This window comes from Frateuria sp. sgz306004 (assembly GCF_057750885.1).
The window spans coordinates 205,544-231,054 of record NZ_JBYLFE010000004.1 but is presented as its reverse complement, the minus strand read 5'-3'; the positions used below and the strand labels follow the sequence as shown (position 1 = coordinate 231,054).

General features: G+C 64.2%; 19 protein-coding genes and 1 tRNA gene. 11 read left to right on the top strand and 9 right to left on the bottom strand.

Going from position 1 to position 25,511, the window contains the following annotated elements; all coding sequences use genetic code 11:
• Nucleotides 1-4 precede the first annotated feature (4 nt).
• Together moaCB and moaA are read right to left on the bottom strand one after the other, a co-directional pair.
• On the bottom strand, nucleotides 5-1,003 hold the full coding sequence (gene moaCB / locus AC3G2C_RS09990; protein WP_488384487.1) for a bifunctional molybdenum cofactor biosynthesis protein MoaC/MoaB: 999 nt from the start codon (nucleotides 1,001-1,003) through the stop codon (nucleotides 5-7).
• A gap of 3 nt (nucleotides 1,004-1,006) precedes the next feature.
• Nucleotides 1,007-1,990: a GTP 3',8-cyclase MoaA gene (gene moaA, locus AC3G2C_RS09985; RefSeq protein WP_488384723.1), complete on the bottom strand. Its 984-nt coding sequence runs from the start codon at nucleotides 1,988-1,990 to the stop codon at nucleotides 1,007-1,009.
• Between the two features lie 469 nt (nucleotides 1,991-2,459).
• On the opposite strand from moaA, the gene AC3G2C_RS09980 reads away from it, so the two are divergent.
• From AC3G2C_RS09980 to fdhE, 5 genes are read left to right on the top strand one after another with little or no spacing between them, the layout of a single operon-like run.
• On the top strand, nucleotides 2,460-3,053 hold the full coding sequence (locus tag AC3G2C_RS09980; RefSeq protein WP_488384486.1) for a twin-arginine translocation signal domain-containing protein: 594 nt from the start codon (nucleotides 2,460-2,462) through the stop codon (nucleotides 3,051-3,053).
• 12 nt (nucleotides 3,054-3,065) lie between these two features.
• Entirely contained in the window at nucleotides 3,066-5,531 is a 2,466-nt protein-coding gene (fdnG, locus tag AC3G2C_RS09975; protein ID WP_488384485.1) for a formate dehydrogenase-N subunit alpha, read from the top strand.
• 9 nt (nucleotides 5,532-5,540) lie between these two features.
• Entirely contained in the window at nucleotides 5,541-6,458 is a 918-nt protein-coding gene (gene fdxH / locus AC3G2C_RS09970) for a formate dehydrogenase subunit beta (protein ID WP_488384484.1), read from the top strand.
• Complete coding sequence (locus AC3G2C_RS09965; RefSeq protein WP_488384483.1) at nucleotides 6,455-7,111, top strand: formate dehydrogenase subunit gamma; 657 nt, start codon at nucleotides 6,455-6,457, stop codon at nucleotides 7,109-7,111. Before fdxH ends, AC3G2C_RS09965 begins: the two co-directional genes overlap by 4 nt.
• On the top strand, nucleotides 7,108-8,058 hold the full coding sequence (gene fdhE, locus AC3G2C_RS09960; RefSeq protein WP_488384482.1) for a formate dehydrogenase accessory protein FdhE: 951 nt from the start codon (nucleotides 7,108-7,110) through the stop codon (nucleotides 8,056-8,058). Before AC3G2C_RS09965 ends, fdhE begins: the two co-directional genes overlap by 4 nt.
• Nucleotides 8,059-8,255: 197 nt before the next feature.
• Here fdhE and AC3G2C_RS09955 read toward each other — a convergent pair whose 3' ends face one another.
• On the bottom strand, nucleotides 8,256-9,308 hold the full coding sequence (locus AC3G2C_RS09955; RefSeq protein ID WP_488384481.1) for a permease: 1,053 nt from the start codon (nucleotides 9,306-9,308) through the stop codon (nucleotides 8,256-8,258).
• Nucleotides 9,309-9,581: 273 nt separating this feature from the next.
• Here AC3G2C_RS09955 and selA point away from each other — a divergent pair, with 273 nt between their 5' ends.
• From selA to AC3G2C_RS09940, 3 genes are all read left to right on the top strand, one after another.
• Entirely contained in the window at nucleotides 9,582-11,006 is a 1,425-nt protein-coding gene (gene selA, locus AC3G2C_RS09950; protein ID WP_488384480.1) for an L-seryl-tRNA(Sec) selenium transferase, read from the top strand.
• Complete coding sequence (selB, locus tag AC3G2C_RS09945; protein WP_488384479.1) at nucleotides 11,003-12,937, top strand: selenocysteine-specific translation elongation factor; 1,935 nt, start codon at nucleotides 11,003-11,005, stop codon at nucleotides 12,935-12,937. The genes selA and selB overlap by 4 nt, the downstream gene beginning before the upstream one ends.
• A 13-nt stretch (nucleotides 12,938-12,950) precedes the next feature.
• A tRNA-Sec gene (locus AC3G2C_RS09940) sits at nucleotides 12,951-13,046 on the top strand.
• A 53-nt stretch (nucleotides 13,047-13,099) separates the two neighbouring features.
• Here the strand turns inward: AC3G2C_RS09940 and selD are convergent.
• Both selD and AC3G2C_RS09930 read right to left on the bottom strand, forming a co-directional pair.
• Nucleotides 13,100-14,140 (bottom strand): selenide, water dikinase SelD, encoded by a 1,041-nt coding sequence (selD, locus tag AC3G2C_RS09935; RefSeq protein WP_488384478.1) that lies wholly within the window; start codon nucleotides 14,138-14,140, stop codon nucleotides 13,100-13,102.
• A gap of 119 nt (nucleotides 14,141-14,259) precedes the next feature.
• Nucleotides 14,260-14,733 (bottom strand): Lrp/AsnC family transcriptional regulator, encoded by a 474-nt coding sequence (locus tag AC3G2C_RS09930; RefSeq protein WP_488384477.1) that lies wholly within the window; start codon nucleotides 14,731-14,733, stop codon nucleotides 14,260-14,262.
• A 157-nt stretch (nucleotides 14,734-14,890) separates the two neighbouring features.
• On the opposite strand from AC3G2C_RS09930, the gene ald reads away from it, so the two are divergent.
• The gene (gene ald, locus AC3G2C_RS09925; RefSeq protein WP_488384476.1) at nucleotides 14,891-16,009 is read left to right on the top strand and encodes an alanine dehydrogenase; all 1,119 of its coding nucleotides are present in this window, start codon (nucleotides 14,891-14,893) and stop codon (nucleotides 16,007-16,009) included.
• Between the two features lie 240 nt (nucleotides 16,010-16,249).
• On the top strand, nucleotides 16,250-16,573 hold the full coding sequence (locus tag AC3G2C_RS09920) for a DUF2489 domain-containing protein (protein WP_488384475.1): 324 nt from the start codon (nucleotides 16,250-16,252) through the stop codon (nucleotides 16,571-16,573).
• 592 nt (nucleotides 16,574-17,165) lie between these two features.
• Here AC3G2C_RS09920 and AC3G2C_RS09915 read toward each other — a convergent pair.
• Together AC3G2C_RS09915 and AC3G2C_RS09910 are read right to left on the bottom strand one after the other, a co-directional pair.
• The gene (locus tag AC3G2C_RS09915) at nucleotides 17,166-19,199 is read right to left on the bottom strand and encodes an MGH1-like glycoside hydrolase domain-containing protein (protein ID WP_488384474.1); all 2,034 of its coding nucleotides are present in this window, start codon (nucleotides 19,197-19,199) and stop codon (nucleotides 17,166-17,168) included.
• A 143-nt stretch (nucleotides 19,200-19,342) separates the two neighbouring features.
• A complete protein-coding gene (locus tag AC3G2C_RS09910; RefSeq protein ID WP_488384473.1) occupies nucleotides 19,343-21,913 on the bottom strand; it encodes a TonB-dependent receptor in 2,571 nt (856 codons plus the stop codon).
• Nucleotides 21,914-22,426: 513 nt separating this feature from the next.
• On the opposite strand from AC3G2C_RS09910, the gene AC3G2C_RS09905 reads away from it, so the two are divergent.
• Nucleotides 22,427-23,146 carry a FadR/GntR family transcriptional regulator gene (locus AC3G2C_RS09905; RefSeq protein WP_488384472.1) on the top strand — a complete coding sequence of 240 codons (720 nt, stop codon included), beginning with the start codon at nucleotides 22,427-22,429 and terminating at the stop codon, nucleotides 23,144-23,146.
• A 26-nt stretch (nucleotides 23,147-23,172) separates the two neighbouring features.
• On the opposite strand, the gene AC3G2C_RS09900 is transcribed toward AC3G2C_RS09905, so the two are convergent.
• Together AC3G2C_RS09900 and AC3G2C_RS09895 are read right to left on the bottom strand one after the other, a co-directional pair.
• On the bottom strand, nucleotides 23,173-24,492 hold the full coding sequence (locus tag AC3G2C_RS09900; RefSeq protein WP_488384471.1) for an aminotransferase class III-fold pyridoxal phosphate-dependent enzyme: 1,320 nt from the start codon (nucleotides 24,490-24,492) through the stop codon (nucleotides 23,173-23,175).
• Complete coding sequence (locus AC3G2C_RS09895; protein WP_488384470.1) at nucleotides 24,485-25,504, bottom strand: phosphotransferase; 1,020 nt, start codon at nucleotides 25,502-25,504, stop codon at nucleotides 24,485-24,487. Before AC3G2C_RS09895 ends, AC3G2C_RS09900 begins: the two co-directional genes overlap by 8 nt.
• Nucleotides 25,505-25,511: the final 7 nt, after the last annotated feature.

Sequence of the window (25,511 nt, the reverse complement as noted above, 5' to 3'; positions counted from 1 at the left end):
TGGCTCATCCGTGGCCTCCACCGGCGGCCATGTCCAATGCATGACCAAGGATGGGCGCCAGGATATCCATGCCCTGCGCCACGGCCTTTGCGCTTCCCGGCAAGGCGACGACCAAGGTGCGGCCCGTCAACACGGCATCGGTACGACTCAGCCATGCCATTGGCGTGTGTTGGCTGCTTTCGCTGCGAAACAATTCGCCGATACCGGCGACGTGGCGGTCGCCTACCAAGGCGAGCGCCTCGGGCGTGCAGTCACGCGGCCCTAGCCCCGTTCCGCCGGTGCACAGAACTAACTGCGTGCCGGCGGCGGCCAGTTCGCGCAAGCGTGCCGCCAGGGGTTCGGCGTCATCCGTGTGCAACTCGGCAGGCGCGATTTGCGCGCCGAGGGCGCGCAGACGCTCCACCAGTATCGGGCCGGAAACGTCCTCGTAGTCACCCCGGCTGGCGCGGTCGCTTAAGGTGATAACGGCGGCAGATACCCCATCCAGTCGCGCCGACGAGCGTGGCTGGAAGCACTCGCGCTCGGCATCGGTCATGCCGTCCGGATGCAACCACAACCCTTTCTTGCCGCCCTCCTTGAACAACAGGCGTACGCCGCCCAGCGTCAAAGCGGGCTGCACGGGCTTGGTGAGGTCGTACAGGGTCAGCAGCGCGGCGTTCACGCCCGCCAACGCTTCCATCTCTACGCCGGTTCGCGCATGGGTGGCCACTTCGCAATACACGCGCACTACGTGGCGCGCTGCCACGCACTCACAGCGAATCTGGATGTACTCCAGCGGCAGCGGGTGACAGAGCGGCATCAGCTGCGAAGCATTCTTGGCACCCTGCAGGCCGGCCACTTCGGCCATGGGGATGGCGTCGCCTTTGGGCAGTTTTCCGTTCGCGATCGCGTCGAACGCGTCACCGGCATGCAGTTCGCCTACGGCCACCGCACGGCGGGCCGTGGCGCGCTTGCGGCGTACATCAGCCATGTGGAAAAGGACGCGCGATTCGCGCTCGGGCATGAATCAACCTCCAGTGGATGCCAAGTGCGGCGTGATACCAGTGCGACCTTGGTGCAAGTGATGCGTCTGCTCCTTGCGCACCAATTGGCCGGTGATGGCGCGCAGCAAGTCGTCGGCTTGATCGTCATGCTGCAACCAAGGGCGCAGTGGTATGCCGAAATCGCCAAACAAACACAGCCGCAGGTCGCCCGTGGCGGTAACGCGCAGGCGATTGCAGCCGTTGCAAAAATCGCGCGAGTACGGCGCGATGATGCCAATGCGCCCCGCGTAATCGGCATGCGTGTATTCGCGAGCGGGACCGGCGTCGACGGCGCGCGGCAGCGAGATCCAGCCGCTATCGCGAAGCTGGTTTTCCAGCCCATCGGCGCGCACATGGCGCTCATGAAAGAAGGCCAGGTTGTCGCCGGTCTGCATCAGTTCGATGAAACGCAGGCTCACCGGCCTATCGCGCAAATAATCCAGCCAGGCTGGCAGTTCGTGGTCATTCACGTCACGCAGCAGCACGGCATTGAGCTTGACCGATGGCAGGCCGGCGGCGAGCGCCTGGTCGATGCCCGAGAGTATGTCATCCAGCCGCTCGTGGCCGGTGATCTGGGCGAAACGCGCGCTGTCGAGACTGTCCACGCTCACGTTGATCGCGTTCAGCCCCGCATCCATCCACTCGCCCAGCCGGCGCGACAGCAGGGTGCCGTTGGTGGTCATGGCCAGCTTGCGCAAGCCCGGCGTGGCAGCGGCCACCCTCAATACGTCGACGAGATCGTGCCGCACCGATGGCTCGCCACCCGTAATGCGCAGCTTGTGCATGCCCAACCGGGCAAACCCGCGCAGCAAGCGCGCGATCTCCGGCAGGCTCAGAACGGGCGCGGCACCCGTGGCGGCGTGGTAGCCCTGCGGCAAGCAATACGTGCAACGAAAATTGCAGGCCGGGATAACGGATAAACGCAGGTACGGAAACTGTCGCCCGTAGCGATCGGTCAGTGGAGACACGGCGCTGCCGCCCCGTACCGGGGATGAAGGAGCGAGCACGTTGTCCCGCTCGTGCGGGTCGCTGCCAACCACGGACACTGCACTCCATTCCTTTCGGGCATGACGTCCCGGCTTGGGCGAAGAAAGCCATGACGCCACGTTAACAATCACCCCTTCACCGGGTGGCGAAGAGGTGGCGGCGCACGAGCCGAAGTATGGGCGCAGCAGCGTCTGGACACCATAGTGTTTTCGCTCGCCTCGTCATAAAGCGGGCCTGTGTGAAGACGAAAATCACAAGCCGCCGGAGTGGCGACATGCCTACGTGCATGCACCGCCGGCGACGATGAGCCATGCACGCCGCCCTACCCCGGAACTATGCTAAGTTTTGTTCAACCAACGGGCCCGTCCCGTGGTCTTCAGGGAGTAGCACGAGTCACGTCCACCCTTGGCCGGGTGGCCTGTCCAGCCAGTTTTCCCGGGAGTACAAGCGATGGCACTCACTCGCCGCGAGTTCATCAAGTTCACAGGATTGGGCTTGGCCGCGTCCAGCCTCGGGGTTTTGGGTTTTGGCGCATCCGGTGAGGCCCAGGCCGCCGCCGTGCGACCCTTCAAACTCACCCATGCCACCGAGACGCGCAACACCTGCACCTATTGCTCGGTTGCCTGCGGCATCCTGATCTACAGCATGGGCGACCGCGCCAAGAACGCGCGCTCGAACATCATCCACATCGAGGGCGACCCGGATCATCCGGTCAATCGCGGCACGCTCTGCCCCAAGGGGGCGGCGCTGCTGGACATCGTGCACGCGCCCACCCGCCTTAAGGCGCCGCGCTATCGCCCGCCCGGCGGCACCGAGTTCAAGGAGGTGTCCTGGGACTTCGCCCTCGATCGCATCGCTAGATTGATGAAGGATGATCGCGACAAGAACTTCATCGCCAAGAATGCGACTGGCACCACGGTCAATCGCTGGACCACCACCGGCATGCTCGCCGCGTCGGCCTCGTCCAACGAAACGGCCTACCTCACGTGGAAGGTGGCCCGCTCACTCGGCATGGTGGTGTTCGACAACCAGGCGCGCGTCTGACACGGACCGACGGTGGCCAGTCTGGCCCCATCATTCGGTCGCGGTGCGATGACCAACACCTGGCAGGACATCAAAAATGCGAACGTCGTCGTGGTGATGGGTGGCAATGCCGCCGAAGCGCACCCGTGCGGGTTCAAGTGGGTTATCGAGGCGAAAATCGAAAACGGCGCCAAGCTGGTCGTGGTCGATCCGCGCTTTACGCGCACGGCGTCGGTCGCCGATTACTACGCCCCTATTCGTCCGGGCACGGATATCGCCTTTCTCAATGGCGTGATCCGCTACCTGCTTGAAAAGGACGCGATCCAGCACGAATACGTGCGTGCCTATACCAACGCCGGCCTGATCGTGAAGGATGGCTTTGCGTTCAACGAGGGCCTGTTCAGCGGCTTCAACGAGGAAACGCACAGCTACGACAAATCCAGCTGGGATTACGAGCTGGATGCCGATGGCTTCGCCAAATCCGACGACACCTGGCAAGACCCGCGCTGCGTCATCAACCTGCTCAAGCAGCACGTGTCTCGCTACACGCCGGAGATGGTGTCGCGTATTTGCGGCACGCCGCAGGACAAGTTCCTGCACATCTGCGACCTTTTCGCCAGCACCTCGGCCCCCGATAAGGCGCTTACCAGCCTGTTCGCGCTTGGCTGGACGCAGCACTCGGTGGGTGCGCAGAACATACGCACCATGGCGATGATCCAATTGCTGCTGGGCAACATCGGTGTGGCGGGCGGCGGCATGAATGCGCTGCGCGGGCACTCCAACATCCAGGGCCTGACCGATATCGGTCTGCTTTCCAACCTGATGCCGGGTTACCTCAACCTGCCCCAGGACAAGGAAGCCAGCTTCGACGATTACATGAAGACGAAGCTGTACAAGCCGCTGCGCCCCGGCCAGACCAGCTATTGGCAGAACTACCGCAAGTTCGTGGTGAGCCTGCAGAAGGCCATCTACGGCGACAACGCCACGGCCGACAACAACTGGGCCTACGACTGGCTGCCCAAGCTCGACGTGCCGCTGTACGACATCATCCGGGCGTTCGAGATGATGAACAACGGGCAGATGAACGGCTACATCTGCCAGGGTTTCAACCCGCTGCAGGCCTTCCCGGACCGCGGCAAGATCCGCCGTGGCCTGAGCAAGCTCAAGTTCCTTGTCACCATGGACCCGCTGGACACGGAAACCTCGCGTTTCTGGCAGGACTTTGGCCCGCAGAATCCTGCCAAGTCTGCCGATATCCAGACCGAGGTGTTCCAGCTTCCGACCACCTGCTTCGCCGAGGAGAATGGCTCGCTGGTCAATTCAGCCCGCTGGTTGCAATGGCACTGGAAGGCGGCGGATGGCCCGGGCCAGGCCCAGTCCGATATCTGGATCATGAGCGGCCTCTTTCACCGCCTGCGCGAGCTGTACCGCAAGGAAGGCGGCGCCTTCCCCGATCCCTTGCTCAACCTCACCTGGAAATACACCGACCCCAAGGCCCCCGACCCCGAGGAACTGGCCAAGGAAATGAACGGCCGCGCGCTCTCCGACCTCACCGACGCCACCACAGGCGCGGTGACCAAGGCAGGCGCGCTGCTGGACGGTTTTGCCCAGTTGCGCGACGACGGCAGCACCGCGTCGGGTTGTTGGATCTTCTCCGGCAGCTTTACCGAAAAGGGCAACCAGATGGCGCGGCGAGACGCGACCGATCCGCGCGAACAAGGCATTGCGCCAAATTGGGCGTGGGCGTGGCCAGCGAATCGCCGCATCCTCTACAACCGCGCCAGCGCTGATCCGGACGGCAAGCCGTGGAACCCGGCCAAGCCACTCATTTCCTGGAACGGTACGCGCTGGGTAGGCATCGACGTGCCCGACTATGGCCCCACCGTGAAACCTTCGGATGGCGTTGGCCCCTTCATCATGAATGCGGAGGGCCTGGGTCGCCTGTTCGCCCGCGACCAGATGGCCGATGGCCCCTTCCCCGAGCACTACGAGCCACTGGAGTCGCCGGTAGCCAACGTGCTGCACCCCAAGGTGAGCGCCAACCCGGTGGCACGCGTGTTCAGCGATGACCGCGCCGCTTTCGGTGATGCCAAGTCGTTCCCGTACGTGGCTACCACCTACCGACTCACCGAGCATTTCCACTACTGGACCAAGCACGCCCTGATCAACGCCATTCTCCAGCCGGAGGAGTTCATCGAGATCGGCGAGGTACTCGCCAAGGAGAAAGGCATCGAGCAAGGCGGCTGGGTCAAGGTGAGCTCCAAGCGCGGCGAGGTGGTGTGCAAGGCCTATGTGACCAAGCGCATCAAACCCTTGTCTGTGGATGGCAAGCCCACGCACGTGATTGGCGTGCCCATCCACTGGGGCTTCACCGGCCAGGCAAGAAAGGGTTACGGCGCCAACACGCTGACTCCATCGGTCGGCGACGCAAACACCCAGACGCCGGAATTCAAGGCGTTTCTCGTCAACGTCGAACGTACGAGCGCACCGGTTGCGTGAGGAATAGTCATGTCAGATCTGCAATCGCAAGACTATGTTCGCCGTTCCGCGTCGACCATGACGCCACCGGCCGCGCGCAGCCACGAAGATCAGGTCGCCAAGCTGATCGACGTGAGCCGATGCATCGGCTGCAAGGCCTGCCAGTCGGCCTGCATGGAGTGGAACGATCTGCGCCCGGAGATCGGTCACTTCGAGGGCGATTACCAGAACCCGGCCGACCTCGGACCCAGCGTGTGGACGCTGATGAAGTTCGCCGAGCATGAAAACGAACAGGGCAATCTGGAGTGGCTGATCCGCAAGGACGGCTGCATGCACTGCGAAGACCCCGGCTGCCTCAAGGCCTGCCCGGCGCCGGGTGCCATCGTGCAGTACGCCAACGGCATCGTGGACTTCATCAGCGACAAGTGCATCGGTTGCGGGTACTGCGTCAAGGGCTGCCCCTTCGACATACCGCGCATCAGCAAGACCGATCACAAATCGTACAAATGCACGCTCTGCTCGGACCGCGTGACGGTGGGCCTGGAGCCCGCCTGCGTCAAAGCCTGCCCTACCGGCGCGATCATGTTCGGCACCAAGGCCGACATGAAGCACTGGGCGGGCGAGCGCGTGGAGGAACTCAAGTCCCGCGGCTTCGACAAGGCCGGTGTCTACGACCCTCAGGAAGTCGGCGGCACGCATGTGATGTACGTGCTGCATCACGCGGACAAGCCTTCGTTGTACTCGGGCCTACCGGACAAGCCGCAGATCAGCCCTGCCGTGCGCGCCTGGAAGGGAGTATTGAAGCCGCTCGCGCTGATCGGCATAGGGCTCGCCGCGCTCGCTGGCTTCTTCCATGCAGTCACCATTGGCCCGAATGAGGTAACCGATGAGGACGAGGCTGAAGGCGAACGCGCCCTGCGCAAGGCCGATTCGGAGAAGTCATCATGAGCCGCCCGAAGAATGCGATCACCCGTTACACGGCGGTGAATCGGGTGAACCACTGGATCACCGCGATTTGCTTTGTGCTGCTGGTGTTGTCCGGCCTGGCGATGTTCCATCCCATGATGTTCTTCCTCTCGGGTCTGTTCGGCGGCGGCCAATGGACGCGCGCGGTGCATCCCTGGATCGGCATCGTGCTGCTGGTGAGCTACCTGGGCTTGATCGTGCAGTTCTGGCGGGAGAATCGCTGGGAGCGCGATGATTCGGCATGGCTCAAGTCTGCCCGTCACGTCCTTGTCAACGACGAGGAACACACGCCTCCCGTCGGGCGCAACAATGCCGGCCAGAAGCTGGTGTTCTGGTCGATGACCTTGCTGGTGCCGGTGCTGTTCTTCAGCGGCCTGGTGATCTGGGAGGTCTACTTCGGCGAGGCCACCTCCATACCCGTACAGCGCGCAGCCGTGCTCATTCACAGCCTGGCGGCGATAGCGGCGATCATCGTGTGGATCGTGCACGTCTACGCCGCGATATGGGTGCGCGGTTCGGTGCGCGCCATGACGCAAGGTTATGTCACGCCTGGTTGGGCCTGGCGCCATCATCGCAAGTGGCTGCTGGAATTGGCCTCCGGGCAGCACAAGCATCAGAACAGGAAGGACTCGTGAAGCAGGCAGGCAGCCCGCCTTCGGGCAAATGGACCGGCCCGGCGCATGCTGGCGTCAAGGCACCCGACCCCATCGTATTGCCCGATCCGTCCAGGCGTTTCGCAGCCACCGCCCAGCGCCTGGAGCAACTGGCCGAGGGGCATCCGCTGGAGCCTTGGCTGCGTTTCATGGCGCAATTGGCGTGGGCGCAACACGCGGCCGTCGTCATGGTCGCTCCCGCCGCGACGATGGAACTTGCCACGTTGCGCCAAGCGGTGGAAGCTCGCCTGCCACCGATGGCCGCCGACGGACATCGCCGCGACGCGTCCTGGCGCGAAGGGCTGGTCCTGCTACTCGATCATGTGGATGGTCACGGCCTGCCGCCAGCCGCGCGCGATGCACAGGAATGGTTGCGCAAAAGCGATGCGAGTACCCGGGAAGCCCTGGCAGATCGCTTCCTTCGCGGCGGCCTGACCTCAGCGGAGGTCGCTGCGGCAGTATACGTGGCGGCGGCGCTGCAGGTCTATTTCACCGCGTCGGCGGCCAGCCTGCCGCTCGCGGAGTTGCGCCTGCTGGAAGAACGCAACCTTTGTCCCTGTTGCGGGTCGCCTTCCGTATCCGGCCTCGTTACCGCCAGCGGCGTCACGCCGGGCACGCGTTATTTGTACTGCTCGATGTGCTCTACGGCATGGAACCACGTGCGCGCCATCTGCATCACCTGCGGTGGCACGCGGCGGCTGTCGCTGCAAGGTATCGAGGGCGACACCGGCCTGGTCCAGGCCGAAACCTGCGATGACTGCCACACCTACGCCAAGCTGCTCTATCAGCTCAAAGACATGCAGGTCGATCCGTATGCCGACGATCTCGCCTCGCTGGGGCTGGATATCCTCGTGGCAGAAGCGGGTTTCGCGCGGCATGCACCGAACCCGCTCTTGCTGATGGGCGAGGACGAGGCGGTGGCGGAGTAGCGGCACCCTGATTTGATCGTCACCGCAGCGAAAGCTGAAGGAGCCTTTCGGCGGCGAAAGAGCGGGTCGTCCAGCGTCCGCAACCCTTTGACCGTTAAGGCACCCGATTCCTGCGCTTGCCCCCTTTTTTAGGGCGCACAGGAATGACCTGCGAAATGTCGTTTAGTCAAACCTTGCCCCGGGCCACGCGGCAGGACTCAATGCAGCCCCAGCCACCACGCCAGGAAACCGCCCGCGACGCCAAAGGCAACCACACCCGTAGCCGTCGCCAGCAGCACCCGCCATGAAAAGCTGCGTGAAAGCATGGCCAGCGAAGGCGCACTCACCGGGGGTAAGGTCATCAACAGCGCCGCCGCCGGCCCGGCCCCGAGGCCAAACGCCAGCAGCGCCTGCACGATAGGCACCTCGCCCGCCGTGGGAATGACGAACAACATGCCCGCCACGGCCATGGCGACGATCCACGCCCACTGATTGCCGATCTCCGGACCTGCGTGCGGAAACAGCCAAGCGCGCACGGCGCCAAGCAACAGCACGATTACCACGTACTCGGGCACGAGTCGCAGCGTCATGCGCACGAACAACCGCGCCCAGCGGCGCAACGCTTCCCCCATGGAGCTTGGTTCGGGCGTCACCGGCAGGGGCTGAATGTCCTGTGCCTGCTTCACCCCACTGATTCGATTGGCCAGATAGCCAAGGCCAAACACCATGGGTATACCCAGCGCCAGGCGCAGCAGGCTCCACGACCAACCGAGCACGAAACCCATGAATATGAGGGTGGCCGGGTTGAGCATGGTGTTGCCCAGCCAGAACGCCATGGCCGCCCCAGGAGCTGCCGAATGCTTGCGCAAGCCATCCACCACCGGCGCCGCACAGCACGTACACATCATGCTGGGCACGGCCAGCAAGCCACCCGCGACGACACTGCCAAAGCGATGACGGCCCAGTACGCGCTGCACCCATGTGGCCGGCAGGAGCGCCTGCACGCCGGAGCCGAGCAATAAGCCCAGCACCATGGCCTGCCAGATCGCCTTGCCATAGGCGAGCGCGTAACTGAGCGCGGCATCCCACGAGGGTGCGGGGGCCTGGGTGGCCTCGCCCATCAGGATCGAGTGCCCGATCGAGTGCTGACTGGCGGCAACCAGGGCGCGCCCGTAATACGGATGCCACTTCACATAGAACAGGCCGGCAACGGCCAGCAAGACAAACACGAGCATGCGCGCGTGGCGCGAGGACTGCGAAACGGTGGCCATTCGTCCCCCGGCGTGTCACGGAGAGGTCATGGCCCTACAGGGCACGATCTTGCCCGCGAGTCGCAGGCGGATGCGCTGCGACGGGGCAAGGCATACAAGGCAACCACAGAGGGTCGCGCGGCAAGCATGCTACGACGCCGTCGGAATGTCACCCGCCGCCCGGCGGTCAATGCCTTGACCCTGCCCCGATGCGCGCCGCAGCATACGAACAACCCTGACTGGCGTGGTTCGCCGCGCCCAGTTGGGCGCATCGGCGGTGCAACTGGACGAACCATGAGCGGAACCGAGGCCTCTTCCCTGCGTCACCTCCCTGCGGTCGCCACGGTGTTGGCCACCACGGAGGCGGCATCGTTACTCGACAGACACGGGCGCATCGCCACTACCCAAGCTATCCGCCGGGTGATCGATGACGCGCGCCACGCCCTGCGCGAGGCGCCTGGCCTTGCACCCACCGCCGACGAGCTGGCGTGCCGGGCGAGGCAGCAGTTGGAGTCCTCGCCGCCTGGCCTGCGCCCGTTGTTCAACCTTACCGGCACGGTGCTCCATACCAATCTGGGGCGCGCCGTACTCGCCGAATCCGCGATTGAGGCGGCCGTGCAAGCCATGCGCCATGCGGTGGCGCTGGAGTACGACCTGGACGAAGGTGAGCGTGGCGAGCGTGACGATCATGTGCGCGCCCTGCTTTGCGAATTGACTGGCGCCGAAGACGCCACCGTAGTCAACAACAACGCCGCTGCGGTGCTGTTGTGCCTCAATACGTTGGCGCTGGGTCGCGAGGCGATCGTCTCGCGCGGTGAGCTCATCGAAATCGGCGGCGCATTCCGCATGCCCGACATCATGGCGCGCGCGGGTGCGCGCATGGTCGAGGTGGGCACTACCAATCGCACCCACGTCAGCGACTACCGCCAAGCGATCCACGCGGATACGGGCGTGCTGCTGAAGGTGCACACCTCCAACTACCGCATCCAGGGCTTTACCGCCGACGTCGCTGCCCGCGAGCTAGCCGACATGGCCGCCGCTACCGGCGTCCCGCTGCTCAACGACCTCGGCTCCGGCACCCTGGTGGACCTTTCGCATTACGGCTTGGTCAAGGAGCCGACCGTGCGGGAGGCCGTGGCCGAGGGTGCCTCGTTGGTCACCTTTTCGGGCGACAAGTTGCTGGGTGGCCCCCAGGCGGGCTTTATCGTGGGGCAACGCGCGCTGATCGAGCAGATCAACCGTAACCCGCTCAAGCGCGCGCTGCGCGTGGACAAGCTGCGCCTGGCTGCCATCGAAGCCACGCTCCATCTTTACCGTGACCCGGATCGACTCGCCGAACGACTGCCCACGCTACGTTTTCTCGCGCGCGACCAGGCGAGCATCCGAGCTCAGGCGCAACGCATGCTACCGGATATTGCCCGATATATGGGTGATGCCTTCGAAGTGAGCGTGGGCGATTGCTTCAGCCAGGTGGGGTCCGGCGCGCTGCCACTGGACACCCTGCCGAGTGCGGCTTTGCTCATTCGGTCGCGCGGCAGCCAGCGCGTACTCGATCGCCTGGCAGGAGCGCTGCGCGCACTGGAGCGCCCCATCATCGGTCGCATCGCCGATGGCGCGCTGCGCCTGGATCTTCGCTGCCTGGACGACGCTGACGAAGCTCCGCTCCTGGCATCGCTCGCGTCGCTCGACGCCAACGGGCTGGCCGCGCCGCACGCATGATCATCGGCACGGCGGGCCATATCGATCACGGCAAGACCGCGCTGATCAAAGCGCTTACGGGCGTGGATGCCGATCGCCTGAAGGAAGAGAAAGCGCGCGGCATCACGATCGACCTGGGCTTTGCCTATCTCCCCCTGCCCGATGGCTCGATCCTCGGCTTTGTCGATGTGCCGGGACATGAGCGCTTTGTGCACACCATGGTCGCTGGAGCCAGTGGCATCGACCTGGCGCTACTGGTTGTCGCCGTCGATGACGGGGTCATGCCGCAAACGCGCGAGCACTTGGCCATTCTCGACCTGCTGCGCATTCGCCGTGGCCTGATCGTCATCACCAAGGCGGACCTCGTCGATGACGCGCGACTGCATGAAGTGCGCGCGCAGTTGCGAGAGATCACACAAGGTACTGTGCTAGATGGCGCCGACATCATGGTGGTTTCATCCATCCAGGGGCTCGGCATCGCCGCACTTCGCGAACGACTGGTGGACGAAGCGCGCGCCATGGGCGTGCACGATGCCAGCGGACGCTTTCGGCTCGCCATCGATCGCGTGTTCGTTCTGCCCGGTGTTGGGGTCACCGTAACGGGCACGGTGCTTTCCGGCACCGTGCAGGTGAAGGATCGCCTGCTGGTTAGCCCGTCCGGCCTCGAAGCGCGCGTTCGCTCGATTCACGCGCAGAACCGCGCGGTGGAGCTGGGTCGCGCAGGCGATCGCTGCGCCTTGAACATCGCGGGCGAGCACATTGCCAAGGATGCCCTGCATCGCGGCGACATGCTGATAGACCCGGCACTGCATTCGCCCACCGACCGTATCGACGCGTACCTGCACCTCTTGCCTAGCGAGGCGCGCGCCATGGGTGCGTGGTTTCCAGCCCGCCTTCATCACGAGGCTGCGGAGGTCGGCGTGCGCGTGGTGCCGCTGGATGGCACGCAGGTGCGACCCGGCGAAAGCGCTTACGTTCAATTGGTGCTCGACCGTCCCTTGGCGGCCGCCACGTTCGACCGCTTTGTGTTGCGTGATGTATCGGCGCAACGAACCATCGGCGGCGGCGAGTTCATCGACCTGCGCGCGCCCTCGCGGCAACGACGCACGCAGGATCGCCGCGAGCAGCGTGCCGCCCTGGGCCAACACAACCCGTTGGTGGCGCTGGCCACCTTGTTGGATACACCGCCGTTCGTGTGGGATGTGCAGGCGTTTGCGCGTGATCGCGCGCTTTCCGCCATCGATCTCGAAGCGCTCGAAGCCGCATTATCCCTACAGGTATTTATCAGCGGCGAAGCCCGTGTCGCATTGAGCGAGGCACACTGGCAAGCATTCGTTATCTCACTCGTGTCGCATCTCGACGCCTTTCATGCGGAGCACCCTGATCTGCAAGGCATGGGCCGCGAGCGGCTACGGCTCGCCGTGCAACCTCGCCTGCCTGCCTTTGCGTTTGCGCTGGCGCTGCAGCACCCCGACTTCGCCGGCAAGGTCGTGCGCGATGGTGCGTTCGTGCGACTTGCCAGCCATAGCCTGCAACTGGGCCCCGAACGCGAGGCTGCGTGGCGAGTGGTAGCGCCGCTGCTGGGCGGAGAAGCGCGCTTTCGGCCCCCGCGCGTGCGCGATGTGGCCGGGGCACTGGGGCGGCCGGAGCTGGAGATTCGCCAGCTACTTAAGTTCATGGCGCGGCTGGGGCGGGTCGACGAGGTGGCGCACGATCACTTCTTCTTGCGCACTACCGTGCAGGAGATGGTGCGGATCGCCGCGGATCTGGCCGAGCACGCCGCCGACGGGCGCTTCACCGCGGCACAGTTTCGCGACCGTCTGGACAACGGTCGTAAAGTCGCCATCCAGATACTAGAATTCTTCGACCGGCAAGGCGTCACGCTTAATCGTGGCACCTTGCGCAAGGTACAGGCGCGGTATCTCGACCTGTTCGAATCCGCCCCGCAGTAGCAGTGCAAGCTTAGGAAGAGAATCGTCTCCGGTGGGGCGTCCGGACTTCAAATCCGGGTAAGGCAGCTCGACTGCCTTGGGTGGGTTCGACTCCCATTCTCTTCCGCCATCCTGCGCTTCGATATCGCAGGATGAGCACCCTATGCACATCGCATTAGCCGCTTAAACAACCTCGATGCCCGGCGCCCCCTCCAGCACCGAGCCGATAATGCTGGCGCGCAGATAACCCGCCTGCTCGATCCGGTGGAGGATCGCCTCCGCCTGTTCCGCCTTGCACGACACCAGCAAGCCGCCAGAGGTTTGCGGATCGGTCAACACATCGCGCTGCCAGTCGGCGATGTCTTGGGGCAAGGTCACGCCACTCCCATAGCTCGCCCAGTTCCGCTTGGAGGCACCAGTGATGTAGCCCGCCCGGGCCAGCGCCTCGGTCTGCGCGAACAAGGGCACGCGACGCTGCTCCACACGCAGGCGAACGCCACTCCCCTTCGCCAACTCCATGCCGTGCCCGAGCAGGCCAAAGCCGGTGACGTCGGTGATGGCGTGTACGGCATCGTCCTGCGCCAGCGCGTGCCCGATGCGATTGAGCTGCGTGGTGGAGGCAATCATCTCCGCGTACGCATCGTCAGGCAGCGCCTGCTTCTTGAACGCCGCCGAATAGATGCCCACGCCCACCGCCTTGGTGAGAATCAGGGCATCGCCCACCCGTGCGCCCGAGTTTCGCCGCACCTGCGCCGGCGTGCACAAGCCAATGGCCGCGAGCCCATAGATGGGCTCGGCCGAATCGATGGAGTGACCACCCGCCACCGGAATGCCGGCATCGGCACACACCGCCTCGCCTCCCGCCAGGATGGCGCGTACCGTGTCGATATCCAGCTTGCCCAGCGGCATACCAAGAATGGCCAGCGCCATGATGGGCCTGCCGCCCATCGCGTACACATCCGAGAGCGCGTTGGTGGCGGCGATGCGGCCAAAATCGTAGGGATCGTCCACCACCGGCATGAAGAAATCGGTGGTGGCGATGACACAGGTGTGCTCATCCACCTGCCACACCGCCGCGTCATCACTGGATTCGGTGCCAACCAACAACTGCGCGAACGGCATGGCCGCCGGCTTGTCGGCCAGCAATTGCTGCAACACCGCGGGGGCGAGCTTGCAGCCGCAGCCGCCACCGTGGGCGAGGTCGGTCAAACGTCCAGAGGTCATGGCGATCCTGCGGGGTCCCGATGGCTCGACGGCCGGTGCCGGGCAGCATAGCGAAAAGCCGACACCAACCAAGCGCATCGGTCGCGCCATGCCTAGCCACGGCCATCACGCCCCGCCTTCTACACTGGCAGGGCTGTGGTCTTCTTCACCGTGCGCAGGGCCAGTGTGGATTGCACGCGGACCACCCCCGGCAGCTGGGTCAGGATCTCGGTATGGATGCGTTCGAAATCCGCGGAATCCGCATAGGCCACGCGCACCATGTAATCGGCGGCGCCGGCCAGCAGGCAGCATTCGGTGACCTCCGGGTGACGCTGAATCGCCGCCTCGAAAGCATCCAGGGCCGCGCGCCCTTGCTGATCCAGCGTGACCAACACGAACGCGGTGCCCGGCAACCCGGCCGCCTTCTCGTCCACCAGCATCACGTAACGGGAAATCAGGCCCCGGTCTTCGAGCAATTTGACCCGCCGCAGGCAGGCTGACGGTGAAAGGTTTATCTGACTTGCCAACTCCAGATTCGTCAGCCGCCCGTCCTGCTGGAGCAGCCGGAGGATGGCGCGATCGCGGTCGTCGAGGGCATGTTCAAGAGTTGGCATAAAATTTCACAAATATGGCAAAAAGCTGACCCGTGATTCGACTTTTAGGGTCCGACCCATAATAAATCAGCGACATATTGCTTGAAAGCTCAATCATACTGCTGCGCCAGCGCAGCCCCGTGGCGCCGCGCCCCACCCCTTGAGAGAGAGTCGAACGATGCGTATCGGTGTGCCGAAAGAAATCAAGAACCACGAATATCGTGTGGGCCTTATCCCTTCCTCTGTGCAGGAATTGGTGCACAACGGCCACCAGGTGATGGTTGAGGCGGGCGCAGGCCTTGGCGCGGGCATTACGGATGCCGATTACATCGCCGCCGGTGCGAACATCGTGGAAGGCGCGGACCAGATCTTTGCCGAAGCCGACATGATCGTGAAGGTGAAGGAGCCGCTGGCCGTAGAGCGCAAGAAGCTCCGCAAGGGCCAGATCCTGTTCACCTACCTGCACCTGGCGCCGGACGCCGAGCAGACCAATGACCTGATCGACTCGGGCGCCGTGTGCATTGCCTATGAAACCGTCACCGCCGCCAACGGCTCGCTGCCGCTGCTGACCCCGATGTCCGAGGTCGCCGGTCGCCTGGCGCCGCAGGTCGGCGCCCACTCGCTCGAGAAGGCCCAGGGTGGCCGCGGCGTGCTGCTGGGCGGCGTGCCGGGCGTGCCGGCCGCTGAAGTGGTGATTCTGGGTGGCGGCGTGTCCGGCACCCACGCGGCAACCATCGCCGTGGGCATGGGCGCCAAGGTCACCGTGGTGGACCGCTCGGCCGACGCCCTCAAGCGCCTGGCGACCCAGTTCGGCACCTCCATCTCCACCGTGTTCTCCACCCGCTCGGCCATCGAGGAACTGGTGCGACGCGCCGACCTGCTGATCGGTACCGTGCTGGTGCCGGGCGCCGCCGCACCCAAGCTGGTGACGCGCGATATGGTGCGCACCATGAAGCCGGGCTCGGTGATCGTGGACGTGGCCATCGACCAGGGCGGCTGCGTGGAAACCTCGCACGCCACCACCCACTCCGACCCCACCTACGTGGTCGACGGCGTGGTGCACTACTGCGTGGCCAACATGCCGGGCGCCGTGGCGCGCACCTCCACCTTCGCGCTGAACAACGTCACCCTGCCCTTCACCCTCGCCCTAGCCAACCTCGGCTGGCAGAAGGCGCTGGCGCAGGACCTGCACCTGCGCAACGGCCTGAACGTGGCCGACGGCAAGATCACCTGCGAGCCGGTGGCCCAGGCGCACAACCTGCCGTACGTGCCGGCGGAATCCCTGCTGGCCCACTAAGGCCGCAGAGGGCGATCGCCGCTCTTGCGAGCGGCGGTTGTCCAACCAAAAAAGGCGGACACCGCGAGGTGGCCGCCTTCTTTGTGTTCCATGGCCATGACGGACGTCGATTCCGGCATGCCATGAGAGGCGTGCATCGCCAACCGCTGGCACAAACGGTCGGACATGGCTGTGGTCTAAAAAAGTCCGCCCTCGACCCGAAGTGGACACCACGAGGCCGCAGAACCAGGGACTATCGGGATGACGCCCGAACAAGAAGCAGCACGAATGAAGCAGATGGTTTCCGCCGCCAAGGCCCTCCTGTCGTTGCAGGTTGGCATCGGCGTCGGCTGCGCTCGCATCAACAAGTTACTTCACTGGCTATCGTTGCAAGATGACCTGCGCTACGGGGTCTTTAGAGAGTTCCTCACGGAAACGATAGGCCTGCCCATTGGAAGTGAGCGCTTGCTTTGGGCACATGCGGCGCTACTTGATTGCGATGCCAAGCTCGCCGCTATAGAAGCAGACTTTCGGCCGAAAATCCTACGTGCCTGCATCGATATCATTGACGCCTACGACCAATGAACACAAACAACGTGGTGAGGTCGAAAGATCCAAGCCAGAGGGCGCCATGAATTCGCAGTGGGACGCTTTTGCAGCCTTGTGCCGGCAAGAATTCGGGAAGTGCGGCTTTCAGCCAGAGCTCATTTTGGCGCGCCGCGGAAACAATGATATTGCCTGGACGACCTACTTCCACCTGAGAGGAGATGCCATTGACTGGCTGCACCGCCCTGTTCCCGTGCTATCTGACCGAACTCCCATCTCACTGATAGAGGGTGGGCAAGGCAATGAGGTGAGGCATTGCCTCTGGGGCTTCCCTTTCTAGGATAGGTCTGACCAGACGACATCTTGCTCGTCGTCCCAGCGAAAGCTGGGATCCAGCGTCTGTCAATCGCAGAACGCGAAGTCACTGGATTCCTGCTTTCGCAGGAATGACGATCAAAATCGGAGCATTCCTGACGTTGAATTGATGGCGACGCGTCTTGACGCACCCCCTCAGTTTCGCGAGAGGCGTGCAACAACAAAGTGGGTGATGCCATCAAACCAGCCACGCTGCGCCAAGATGCCATTGACTTAGCGCTACAGCCCGCAACCTCTCCATCGAGCACGCGTTCTATCAGCCCCCAGTGCCCGCCCCACCCCTCTCGTCCGCATCACTCCGCAACAGCAACAAGTAGCTCGCCGCCGACCAGCTGAAGTTGGGCGACTGATAGCCCTTGCCGGTCAGCGGATCGTAGTTTTCGTACATTGGCGCCTGTTCCGTGAGGCCCTTGGCGTGCAGGACGAGGCGGCGCGCCATGTCGTCGGCTTCGGCCTGGTAACCGTAGCGGCGCAGTGAGGTCACGCCGAAATAGGCCTGGTCCATCCACACGGGGCCGCGCCAGTAGCCCTTGATGGGCGAGAAGTGAGGGTCGTCCTTGGCCAGGGTCGGGAACGGCATGTAGGTGGCGAACTTGTTGGGATCAAGCATCACCTGGGTTACCGCCTTGGCCTGCGCCGGTGTGGCGACGCCCGCCCACAGCGGTGCCCAGCCTTCGGAGCCGTACACGCGAATGCGCTCGTCCTGGCCGAGCTTGGCGTCGAAGAAATAGCCGGCCTTGGCATCGAACATGCGCCGCGCGATCAGCGGCTGCATGTCGGCGGCCTCCTTGAGCCACGCATCATGCTCGGCCGTCTTGCCCAGTGCTGCCGCCAGCTCGGCCAGCTGGAGCTTCTCGCGATACAGGTAGGCGTTGAGATCCACCGACTCCTGATCGATCGACCACGCGCCATCGCCATTCTTGAGCATGCGCGCGTGATCGAAGCGCACGGCGTTATCCATGCCACTTTCCCAGGCCGCGGCGATGCGCGTGCCATCGGTGGCGCCATACTCGGCCAGTCCGTTGCGATCATGGTCGCGCGCGGTGAACCACCAGCGGTGATAGCGCACGAGCTTGTCGTACATCTCCGCCACAAAGGCCTTGTCCTGAGTGGCGCGGTAGATCTCCAGCACCGCCCAGCTGGCCAGCGGTGGCTTGGTGTCGCGCCAGTTGTTCTCGGCCTTGTCCAGATAGATGCAATCGGGAACCATGCCATCGGCGCCCTGGTAGTCGAACATCGCGCGCATCTGGTCGCGGGCAAGGTCCGGCGCAAAGTGCGCCAGCGCGACGGCGTGCTTCCACGAGTCCCACGCCCAAAAGCCGTTGAAGTCCGGGTTGGAATAGGAGGGAATCACACCATCGTGATGAATGTCACCGCGCGCCGCGCGCCAGTTGCCCAGCAGGGTTTCCATGGCCTTGATGTCGATGCGTCTCGTCACGGCATCCGGCACGCCTGCAAGGTGACTGCCCGCCGCGGTATTGAGGTATGCGTCCCATCGTGCACGATTGGCTGCCCAGGCCTGGTCATCGCCCGGCGCCTGCGCCACTTCGCCGCCCGGAAAGACCAGCGCCTGCTCCACCACGAACGAGCGCGTTTCACCGGCCTGCAATGCCCATGCGTCATCCACGGCCATGCGATAGCGCGCACCCGCAACCGTGGAGTGCACCGCCTGGCCCGCTCCGGCGCGCACGCGGGTGGTCAACATCATGTCGCCAGCCAAGGCCTGCACGACCGCGCCGTCCACGCTGCTCGTCAGCGACTTGGCAACGGGCAAGGTGTCGCCTTCAATCGCCAGCGCGAGCTCGCGAGCCGTGGCGGAGGTAACCTCCACGCGTACCAGCATGCGCGTTGCGTCGGCGTAGAAAAGGGTTTCGCGCACCTCCAGGCCATCGCCCGCAGTGAAGCGCCGCACCAGGTAACCCGGGCCCGAATGGCTTTCCGCAGGCGTCAACACCAGCGCCCGCGCTTGCCCAAGGTCCTTCAATGAAAGCACGGCGACGCGCGTGCCTGCCCACAGGCCACCTTGCAGACTGTGCACGAAGGGGCCGGTAAAGCCGGTGCCGCGATCACTCGCCGGCGGCAAGCTGTAGCCGTGCCACGCACCCGCGTCGAAGAAGATATTGAAGCTGCGATCCTTGGGGTTCGCCGGCGAACCATGCAGGTCCAGCAGGTCGAGGTCGTCGCCGGCTACGCTCGCCTGCGTTGTCGCGGCATGCGCCACGCTGCCCAAGGGCATAGTCAGCGCTGCGGCAAGCATCAGCGCCAAACGGCGCGTGGAGAAAAAAGACATCGCTACTGCTCCATGTGGGCCTACCCCGCCACCGGCACTGGCCACGCGGAGCATCGATCGCAAACCGGGCCGGCGCGTCGAATGACGCCCGGCCCGGCCATCGGCAGCCTAACCAAATCCGGCAGCCGCCTCCAGCCAGCTCATCAGAACTGGTACTTCACCTGTACGTTGACTTCGCGACCCTCGATGGAGCGCGCCAGGATCACGCCACCGCCGCTGGCAAAGCCGAACAGTCGTGCGTTGCCTTCGGTGATGCCGATCTGGTTGGTTACGTTGGTGCCGCGCAGTGTCACCACCCAGTTCTTGCCGATGTTGGCGATGGCGCCGACCGCGATGTCGTAGTAGCTGCCCAGCGGCTGCTGTTGCAGCTGGTCGCCGTAACGGTTGCCCACGTACTCGTAGGTGAGCCAGAACTTCAGGCTGCCCCAGCTGGTGGGAATGAGGTAGCCCGGCGTCAGGCGATAGGCGATCTTGGGCTGGCGATCCAGGCGCATGCCGCTGATGCTGCTGCACTGGTTGCTGCCATCCTGCGCCACGTACGGCACGCAACCGTCGTAGTCGGAGTAATGACCGTCCATGTAGTTGCCGCTGAGCGCCAAGGAGAAGTTCTCGAACGGCTTCACCGTCACGGCGGCGTTGAGGCCCTTGGTCACCGAGCCATACACCAGGTTGATCTGTCCGGTGTCCAGCGTGATGGAGTACGGCACGCCGTGGAACACGCGACGATAGGCGCTCACGTCGGCGAAGATCCAGGGCGCCTGGTACTTGAAGCCCACTTCCACGTTGTGGATCTTCTCGATCGGCGGGTTTTCAAGATTCACCACGTCATCGAAACTGGGCAGGAACACACCCTGGTTCACGCGCCCGTAGGCGCTCATGTTGTCGTTGATGGTGTAGTTGGCACCCAGCGTCCACGACGATGCCGTGCGCGAGCTGGACGGATGCTGCTTGCTGTCGATCAGGTACTCGGCGTTGTTGTTGTAGACCGTGTACGGGTTGTTATCCAGGTCACCCGAGGCGGTGTTCTGGAACCAGCCGCCGATGTCGTCATGGTGCACACGCACGCCACCATCGAAACGCCACTGGCCCACCTTCCATTCGTCGGCCAGGTAGAACGCCGTGGTGGTGGCGTGCCACTTTTCGTTGAATGCCATCCAGGACTGTGGCTGGTTGTTCCAGAACAGGCCCTGCGAATCGGTGATCTGATAGTTGTGGGTGCCATCAGACAGCGACACTACGATGGGGTTGGGATTGTTCTTGGCCTGCAGCAGCATGTTCAGGCCGTCTTCCTCAAGGTGGCGCTCGGAGTACACCGCCGTGTAGTTGCCCACGGTGAGCGTGTTGCCCTCGAAGATCTCCTTGCTCAGGCGAAACTCGTTACTCGCCGACTGGATCTTCTTGTGGATGTACTCGGGGTTCTGGACGGTGACGTTTTCATTCATATTGGCCGGCTGGCCGTTGCGATACGTCGCCGTGGTGGTGAGGTTGCTCGGCAAGCCAAAGTCCGAGGCCGCGCCGCTGATGAAATTGGACAGCGTGGTCGGGTTGTCGCCCGTGCTGAAGAATGCGGTGGTGTCCATGTTGCCGGCCACCATCAGGAACTTGTCCGACAACGACCAGCCGTTGTCGAAATCCAGGTCCAGGTTGGCGCCGAGCATGTGCACGTCGCCGCCCTGCCCGTTCGCCATGTCGATGTTCTGGCCCGCCGGCGAACAGCCTGCGGTGTAGCACGGGGCCAGCTGCAGGAACTGGTAGCGGTTGGCGTTGCTGCCGAAGGTGCCGGTCAGCGGGCTGAAGCCCGGGTACGCCGAGAAATTGCCCGAGCTGGGATTGAGAATCGGCGTATCGGTAACGAACTGGTTCTTGTCCTTGAGCGAGCGCGCATAGAACATCAGCGAGCCGTGATCCAGGTCGTGGCTCAGCGTGGCGGTGAGCTGGCCGCCCTTGTCCGCCGGGAACTGCGGATCGCGCACGCCGTCGGACTTGCGCCAGAAACCGCCGATGCTGCCGTACCAGCCGCTGTCCTTGCCGATGGGGAAGCCGTAGAACCCATCCAGGCGCACCATGCCTTCGGAACCATAGGTCACGCCGATGTCGCCCGTCGGCGTGCTGCTGCCTTCGCGCAGGATGAAGTTGGCGATCAGGCCGGGCTGGCCATTGCCGTAAAGCACCGAGGTGCCACCCTGCACCGCTTCCAGGCGGTCGATGGTGTCATCCAGGCGCACCATGGCGTCGGTGAAGTAATCCCACTTGGGGAACAGCGGCGAGCCGTTGAGCTGCAGCGTGACGAAGGGCGCGCCGCTGTCGGAGGGGAAGCCGGCCACTTCGATGTTGGCGCCGGTCTGGCCGCCGGAAGACTCCGGGTAAATGCCCGGCGACACCTTCAGCAGATCGGCCACGCTGACCGGGTTGAGTTCCTTGATCTGCTGCAGCGTGGCGCTGGTGATCGAGTAGCTGGCATCGATCTTCTTGATGCCGCCCGAGGTCGCGTTGCCGGTCACCACCACCTGGTCGAGGCTCTGCACCGTCTTGTTGGCCGTGGTCGCGGAGGACTGGCGGTCTTCGCCGTTCGCCGTCGTCTTGCCCTGCGCGCCTTGCGCCTGGGGCGCCGGCGTCGGCGAGGACGCGTCCTGCGCATGAAGCGCACCGGTCATGAGCACGGCGCTGATGGCCGCGGTCAGCACTCGCTTGTCGATCTGCTTCCAACCTTTCATTGCGAAAGTTCCTCCCCGGAACATTTGAACGTGGTGTTCTTGATGTCGTCGCTGTATTCGCGTCGTTGCGCTGGCGATCGCGGTGCAGGGCCCGCGCCGCCTCCCTGATGCGACTGCCGGATGCCGGTTGCCCGGCATGTGGGGTGGCATCCTAGCGCATATTTTTCTATTTGTCCTACCATAGTACGATACGTCAAAAGTAACGGTATTGGCCCGCCACGACGGGCTTGCGACGCGTCATCGATGGCGCGTCGCACCATGCGGCGCCGCTGGGCTTGGCGAGGGATGACGCACGGCACGAGGTTTGCGAAGGGCCGGCATGGATCGTGGCAAGCCGTGCCGGCAAGCGGTTCCGCGACGCTCTGCGCAAACGTCGGGTGGGGCCTTTGTATGATAAATTGCGTCAAGCGTTGCACCGCAGCATGCGGTGGCGTTTGCGCCAAGTGGCAGGGGCTAGGGGAAGCGCAAGGCGCAACCTCGGCGGGCGCCACGCTCTGTGGAGAAGAGTTGAGCATGAAAGCTTCGGATGCACGCAGCTTGCACGGCCAGGTCGTGCGCGAATTGGGCACCAGGATCGTCGGTGGCGACTTGAAGCCAGGCGATGTGCTGCCGCGCGAGGACACCCTCGCCGAAAGCATGCAGGTGAGCCGCAACGCCCTGCGCGAGGCACTGAAGGTGCTTTCCGCCAAGGGCCTGATTGAATCGCGCCCCAAGACAGGCACGCGCGTACGCCCCATGGATGCCTGGAACCAGCTCGACGCCGACGTGCTGTCCTGGCGCTGCGCCTCCATGCCCACCGATGACTTCATCGAGAAGCTGGTGGAAATGCGCGAACTGATCGAGCCCGCCGCCGCCGCTTCGGCCGCACAGCGGCGCAGCACCACTCAGCTGGCGCGAATCGATGCCGCCTACCGCAAGATGGAAGCCGCCAAGGACACCGGCGAGTGGGCCGTGGCCGACCTGGCGTTCCATAACGCGGTACTGCACGCCACCGGCAACGAACTGATGATCTCGCTGTTCGCGGTGATCGAAAGCGTGCTCGGCGTGTTCTTCGTGTTGTCGGCCCAGACGGCCGGCGACTTCAAGTATTCCCTGCCGCATCACCACAAGGTGCTCGACGCCATCCGCAAGAATCAACCGGAGGTGGCGCGCAAGGCCATGCAGGCGATGATTGTGGATTCGCGGGCGAACCTTGAAAAGCGCCGCAAGAAAGGCGCGCGCAAGGCGCGCTGAGCGCGCCCTGCCCGCACCCGCCAGGCTCAGGCCTGGCGCAACACCTCGTCCAGCTTGCCCAGAAACTCCTCGGCATGGGCCTGGCTGAATACGATAGGCGGCTTGATCTTGAGCACGTTGTCGTCCGGCCCATCGGTGGACAGCAGCACATGGCGCACCTTCATGGCCTCCACGATGGCTTTGGCGCGCTTGCTATCCGGCACCTTGCCGCCACGGTCGCTGACACACTCGGCACCAATGAACAGGCCGCGACCGCGTACGTCGCCGATCAGCTCGTGGCGTGCCTGCAGCTCACGCAGGCCCGCCATCATGAACTCGCCCACGCGCTGCGCGTTTTCCTGAAGACGCTCCTCGGCGATCACGTCGAGTACGGCCAGGCCAATGGCACAGGACACCGGGTTGCCGGCGAAGGTATTGAAGTACTCCATGCCGGTGACGAAGCTCGCGGCGATGGCCGCGGTGGTCACCACCGCGCCCATGGGGTGACCGTTGCCGATGGGCTTGCCCAGCGTGACGATGTCCGGCACCACGCCCTGGCATTGGAAGGCCCAGTATTCGTCGCCCGCGCGTCCAAAGCCCACTTGCACCTCATCGGCCAGGCACACACCACCCGCCGCACGCACCGTGGCGTAGACCTCGGCGAGATAGCCCTCGGGCAGCACGACCTGGCCGCCGCAACCCAGCAGCGACTCGCCATAGAACGCCGCCAGGGATTCGCCGCGCGCACGCAGTTCGTCAATCGCGGATGCAACCATGCGACCGTACTGGCGACCGGCCTCCGCGCCGGGGCCAATGGGGCCGCGGTAGGTGTCGGGCATGGGCACCACGCTGACATGCGGGCTTTGGCCCGGCCCGCCCTTGCCGTTGAACTTGTACGGACTCAACTCGATCATCGACGGCGAATGCCCGTGATACGCATGATCGATCACCACCACGCCCTTGGCGCCCGTATGCGCACGCGCCAGACGCAAGGCGAGATCGTTCGCCTCGGTGCCCGAGTTGGTGAGGAACAGCACGGACAGCGGCGCCGGCAACGTCGCGGTGAGGCGCAGCGCGTACTCCGCGAGGTTGTCGTGCAGGTAGCGCGTATTGGTGTTGAGCAAAGCCATCTGCGCCTGCCCCGCGCGCACCACCTGCGGATGACAGTGACCCACGTGGCACACGTTGTTCACCATGTCCAGGTAAGCATCACCACGTTGATCATAGAGCCACGCGCCCTCGCCGCGGACGATCTTCAACGGCTCGCGATAGGACACGCTCAACGTTGGGTTGAGGTGTTCGCGGCGCAAGCGGAGGATCTCCGCGTTGTCGCGCGACGGCACGCGCAGGTCATGGGCGTCAATCATGGCTCGATTCCAGGAAGGGGCGCACGATGGCATCGTGCTGGGTGGCGGCAAGCTGGCGCAACAGGCGACGCACGCCTTGCTGTGACACCAGCACAAAAGGATTGTCCGGCTGCGCGCGGTGCGAGCGCGTGGCCATCAGGATGCTGTGGCAAAGCCGTGCCAGGATAAACGTGTGCAAGCGCTGCAACTCCGCCGGTAGCAGCGGCTGCTCGGCGAGGTAGCCCGCCACGATGCGCTGCGCGCACGCCACCGGGTCCGGCTCGTGCTGCATGGCATAGGTGCAGGCGATGGCGAGATCCGCAAGCCGAAAGCTGGTGCACATATCGCCAAAGTCGATCACGGCCTCCACCCGCATGCCGTCCGCGCCTTCATTGACGATGACATTGAGGTCATTGGCGTCGTTGTGAAGCACGCTGATCGGCAACTCCTCGCGCCACTGCGGCAGCGTGAGGCAGAACGCCCGCGCATGCGCCTGCACGATGTCGCGCAGGCGATCGTCATGGATATGCGCCAGCTCATCGAGCAGGCTCGGCAGGCGCATCAGGTTCCAGTCGTGCTGACGCTCCGCCGCCGGATGATGGAACCCTTGCAGGCCGCGCGTCAGTCGACCCACTGCGCGCCCCAGGCTTTCATGCAGGCCGGCGCGATCGTCTCCCGCCACCTGCGTCACGGCTTCCGCATAGGTATGACCGGGCACATAGCTCAGCATGCGCACCAGTCTCGAACGGCCGGCCATCTGTAAAGAGAGCAAATGCTGGCCATCGGCCGCCAGTTGCACGCGCGGGCAACCCAGCAGCGGCTCGTGCTCGGCCAACGCCATCATAGCGAGGTTTTCCAGCTCGATATCCGGACGCGACCAATCGGGGTGCGCTACCTTCAGCACGTAGTCGCCCTGTGGCGTACGGATGCGGAAGTTCTGGTCTGCATAGGATGGCAGTGCGCCGATCTCGCCGTGGATATGCCAATGACGTTCGGCCAGCGCCGATGCAGCTTCAGGTGAGAGTTTGTCCATCGCGGGG

What these genes read in the sequence shown, in the direction of transcription:
- selD (WP_488384478.1), bottom strand. Translation starts at nt 14,140, where the DNA reads ATGACCTCTGGACGTTTGACCGACCTCGCCCACGGTGGCGGCTGCGGC.
- AC3G2C_RS09955 (WP_488384481.1), bottom strand. Translation starts at nt 9,308, where the DNA reads ATGGCCACCGTTTCGCAGTCCTCGCGCCACGCGCGCATGCTCGTGTTT.
- selB (WP_488384479.1), top strand. Translation starts at nt 11,003, where the DNA reads ATGATCATCGGCACGGCGGGCCATATCGATCACGGCAAGACCGCGCTG.
- AC3G2C_RS09980 (WP_488384486.1), top strand. Translation starts at nt 2,460, where the DNA reads ATGGCACTCACTCGCCGCGAGTTCATCAAGTTCACAGGATTGGGCTTG.
- AC3G2C_RS09930 (WP_488384477.1), bottom strand. Translation starts at nt 14,733, where the DNA reads ATGCCAACTCTTGAACATGCCCTCGACGACCGCGATCGCGCCATCCTC.
- AC3G2C_RS09915 (WP_488384474.1), bottom strand. Translation starts at nt 19,199, where the DNA reads ATGTCTTTTTTCTCCACGCGCCGTTTGGCGCTGATGCTTGCCGCAGCG.
- AC3G2C_RS09895 (WP_488384470.1), bottom strand. Translation starts at nt 25,504, where the DNA reads ATGGACAAACTCTCACCTGAAGCTGCATCGGCGCTGGCCGAACGTCAT.
- AC3G2C_RS09900 (WP_488384471.1), bottom strand. Translation starts at nt 24,492, where the DNA reads ATGATTGACGCCCATGACCTGCGCGTGCCGTCGCGCGACAACGCGGAG.
- AC3G2C_RS09910 (WP_488384473.1), bottom strand. Translation starts at nt 21,913, where the DNA reads ATGAAAGGTTGGAAGCAGATCGACAAGCGAGTGCTGACCGCGGCCATC.
- moaCB (WP_488384487.1), bottom strand. Translation starts at nt 1,003, where the DNA reads ATGCCCGAGCGCGAATCGCGCGTCCTTTTCCACATGGCTGATGTACGC.
- fdxH (WP_488384484.1), top strand. Translation starts at nt 5,541, where the DNA reads ATGTCAGATCTGCAATCGCAAGACTATGTTCGCCGTTCCGCGTCGACC.
- ald (WP_488384476.1), top strand. Translation starts at nt 14,891, where the DNA reads ATGCGTATCGGTGTGCCGAAAGAAATCAAGAACCACGAATATCGTGTG.
- AC3G2C_RS09965 (WP_488384483.1), top strand. Translation starts at nt 6,455, where the DNA reads ATGAGCCGCCCGAAGAATGCGATCACCCGTTACACGGCGGTGAATCGG.
- AC3G2C_RS09905 (WP_488384472.1), top strand. Translation starts at nt 22,427, where the DNA reads ATGAAAGCTTCGGATGCACGCAGCTTGCACGGCCAGGTCGTGCGCGAA.
- selA (WP_488384480.1), top strand. Translation starts at nt 9,582, where the DNA reads ATGAGCGGAACCGAGGCCTCTTCCCTGCGTCACCTCCCTGCGGTCGCC.
- AC3G2C_RS09920 (WP_488384475.1), top strand. Translation starts at nt 16,250, where the DNA reads ATGACGCCCGAACAAGAAGCAGCACGAATGAAGCAGATGGTTTCCGCC.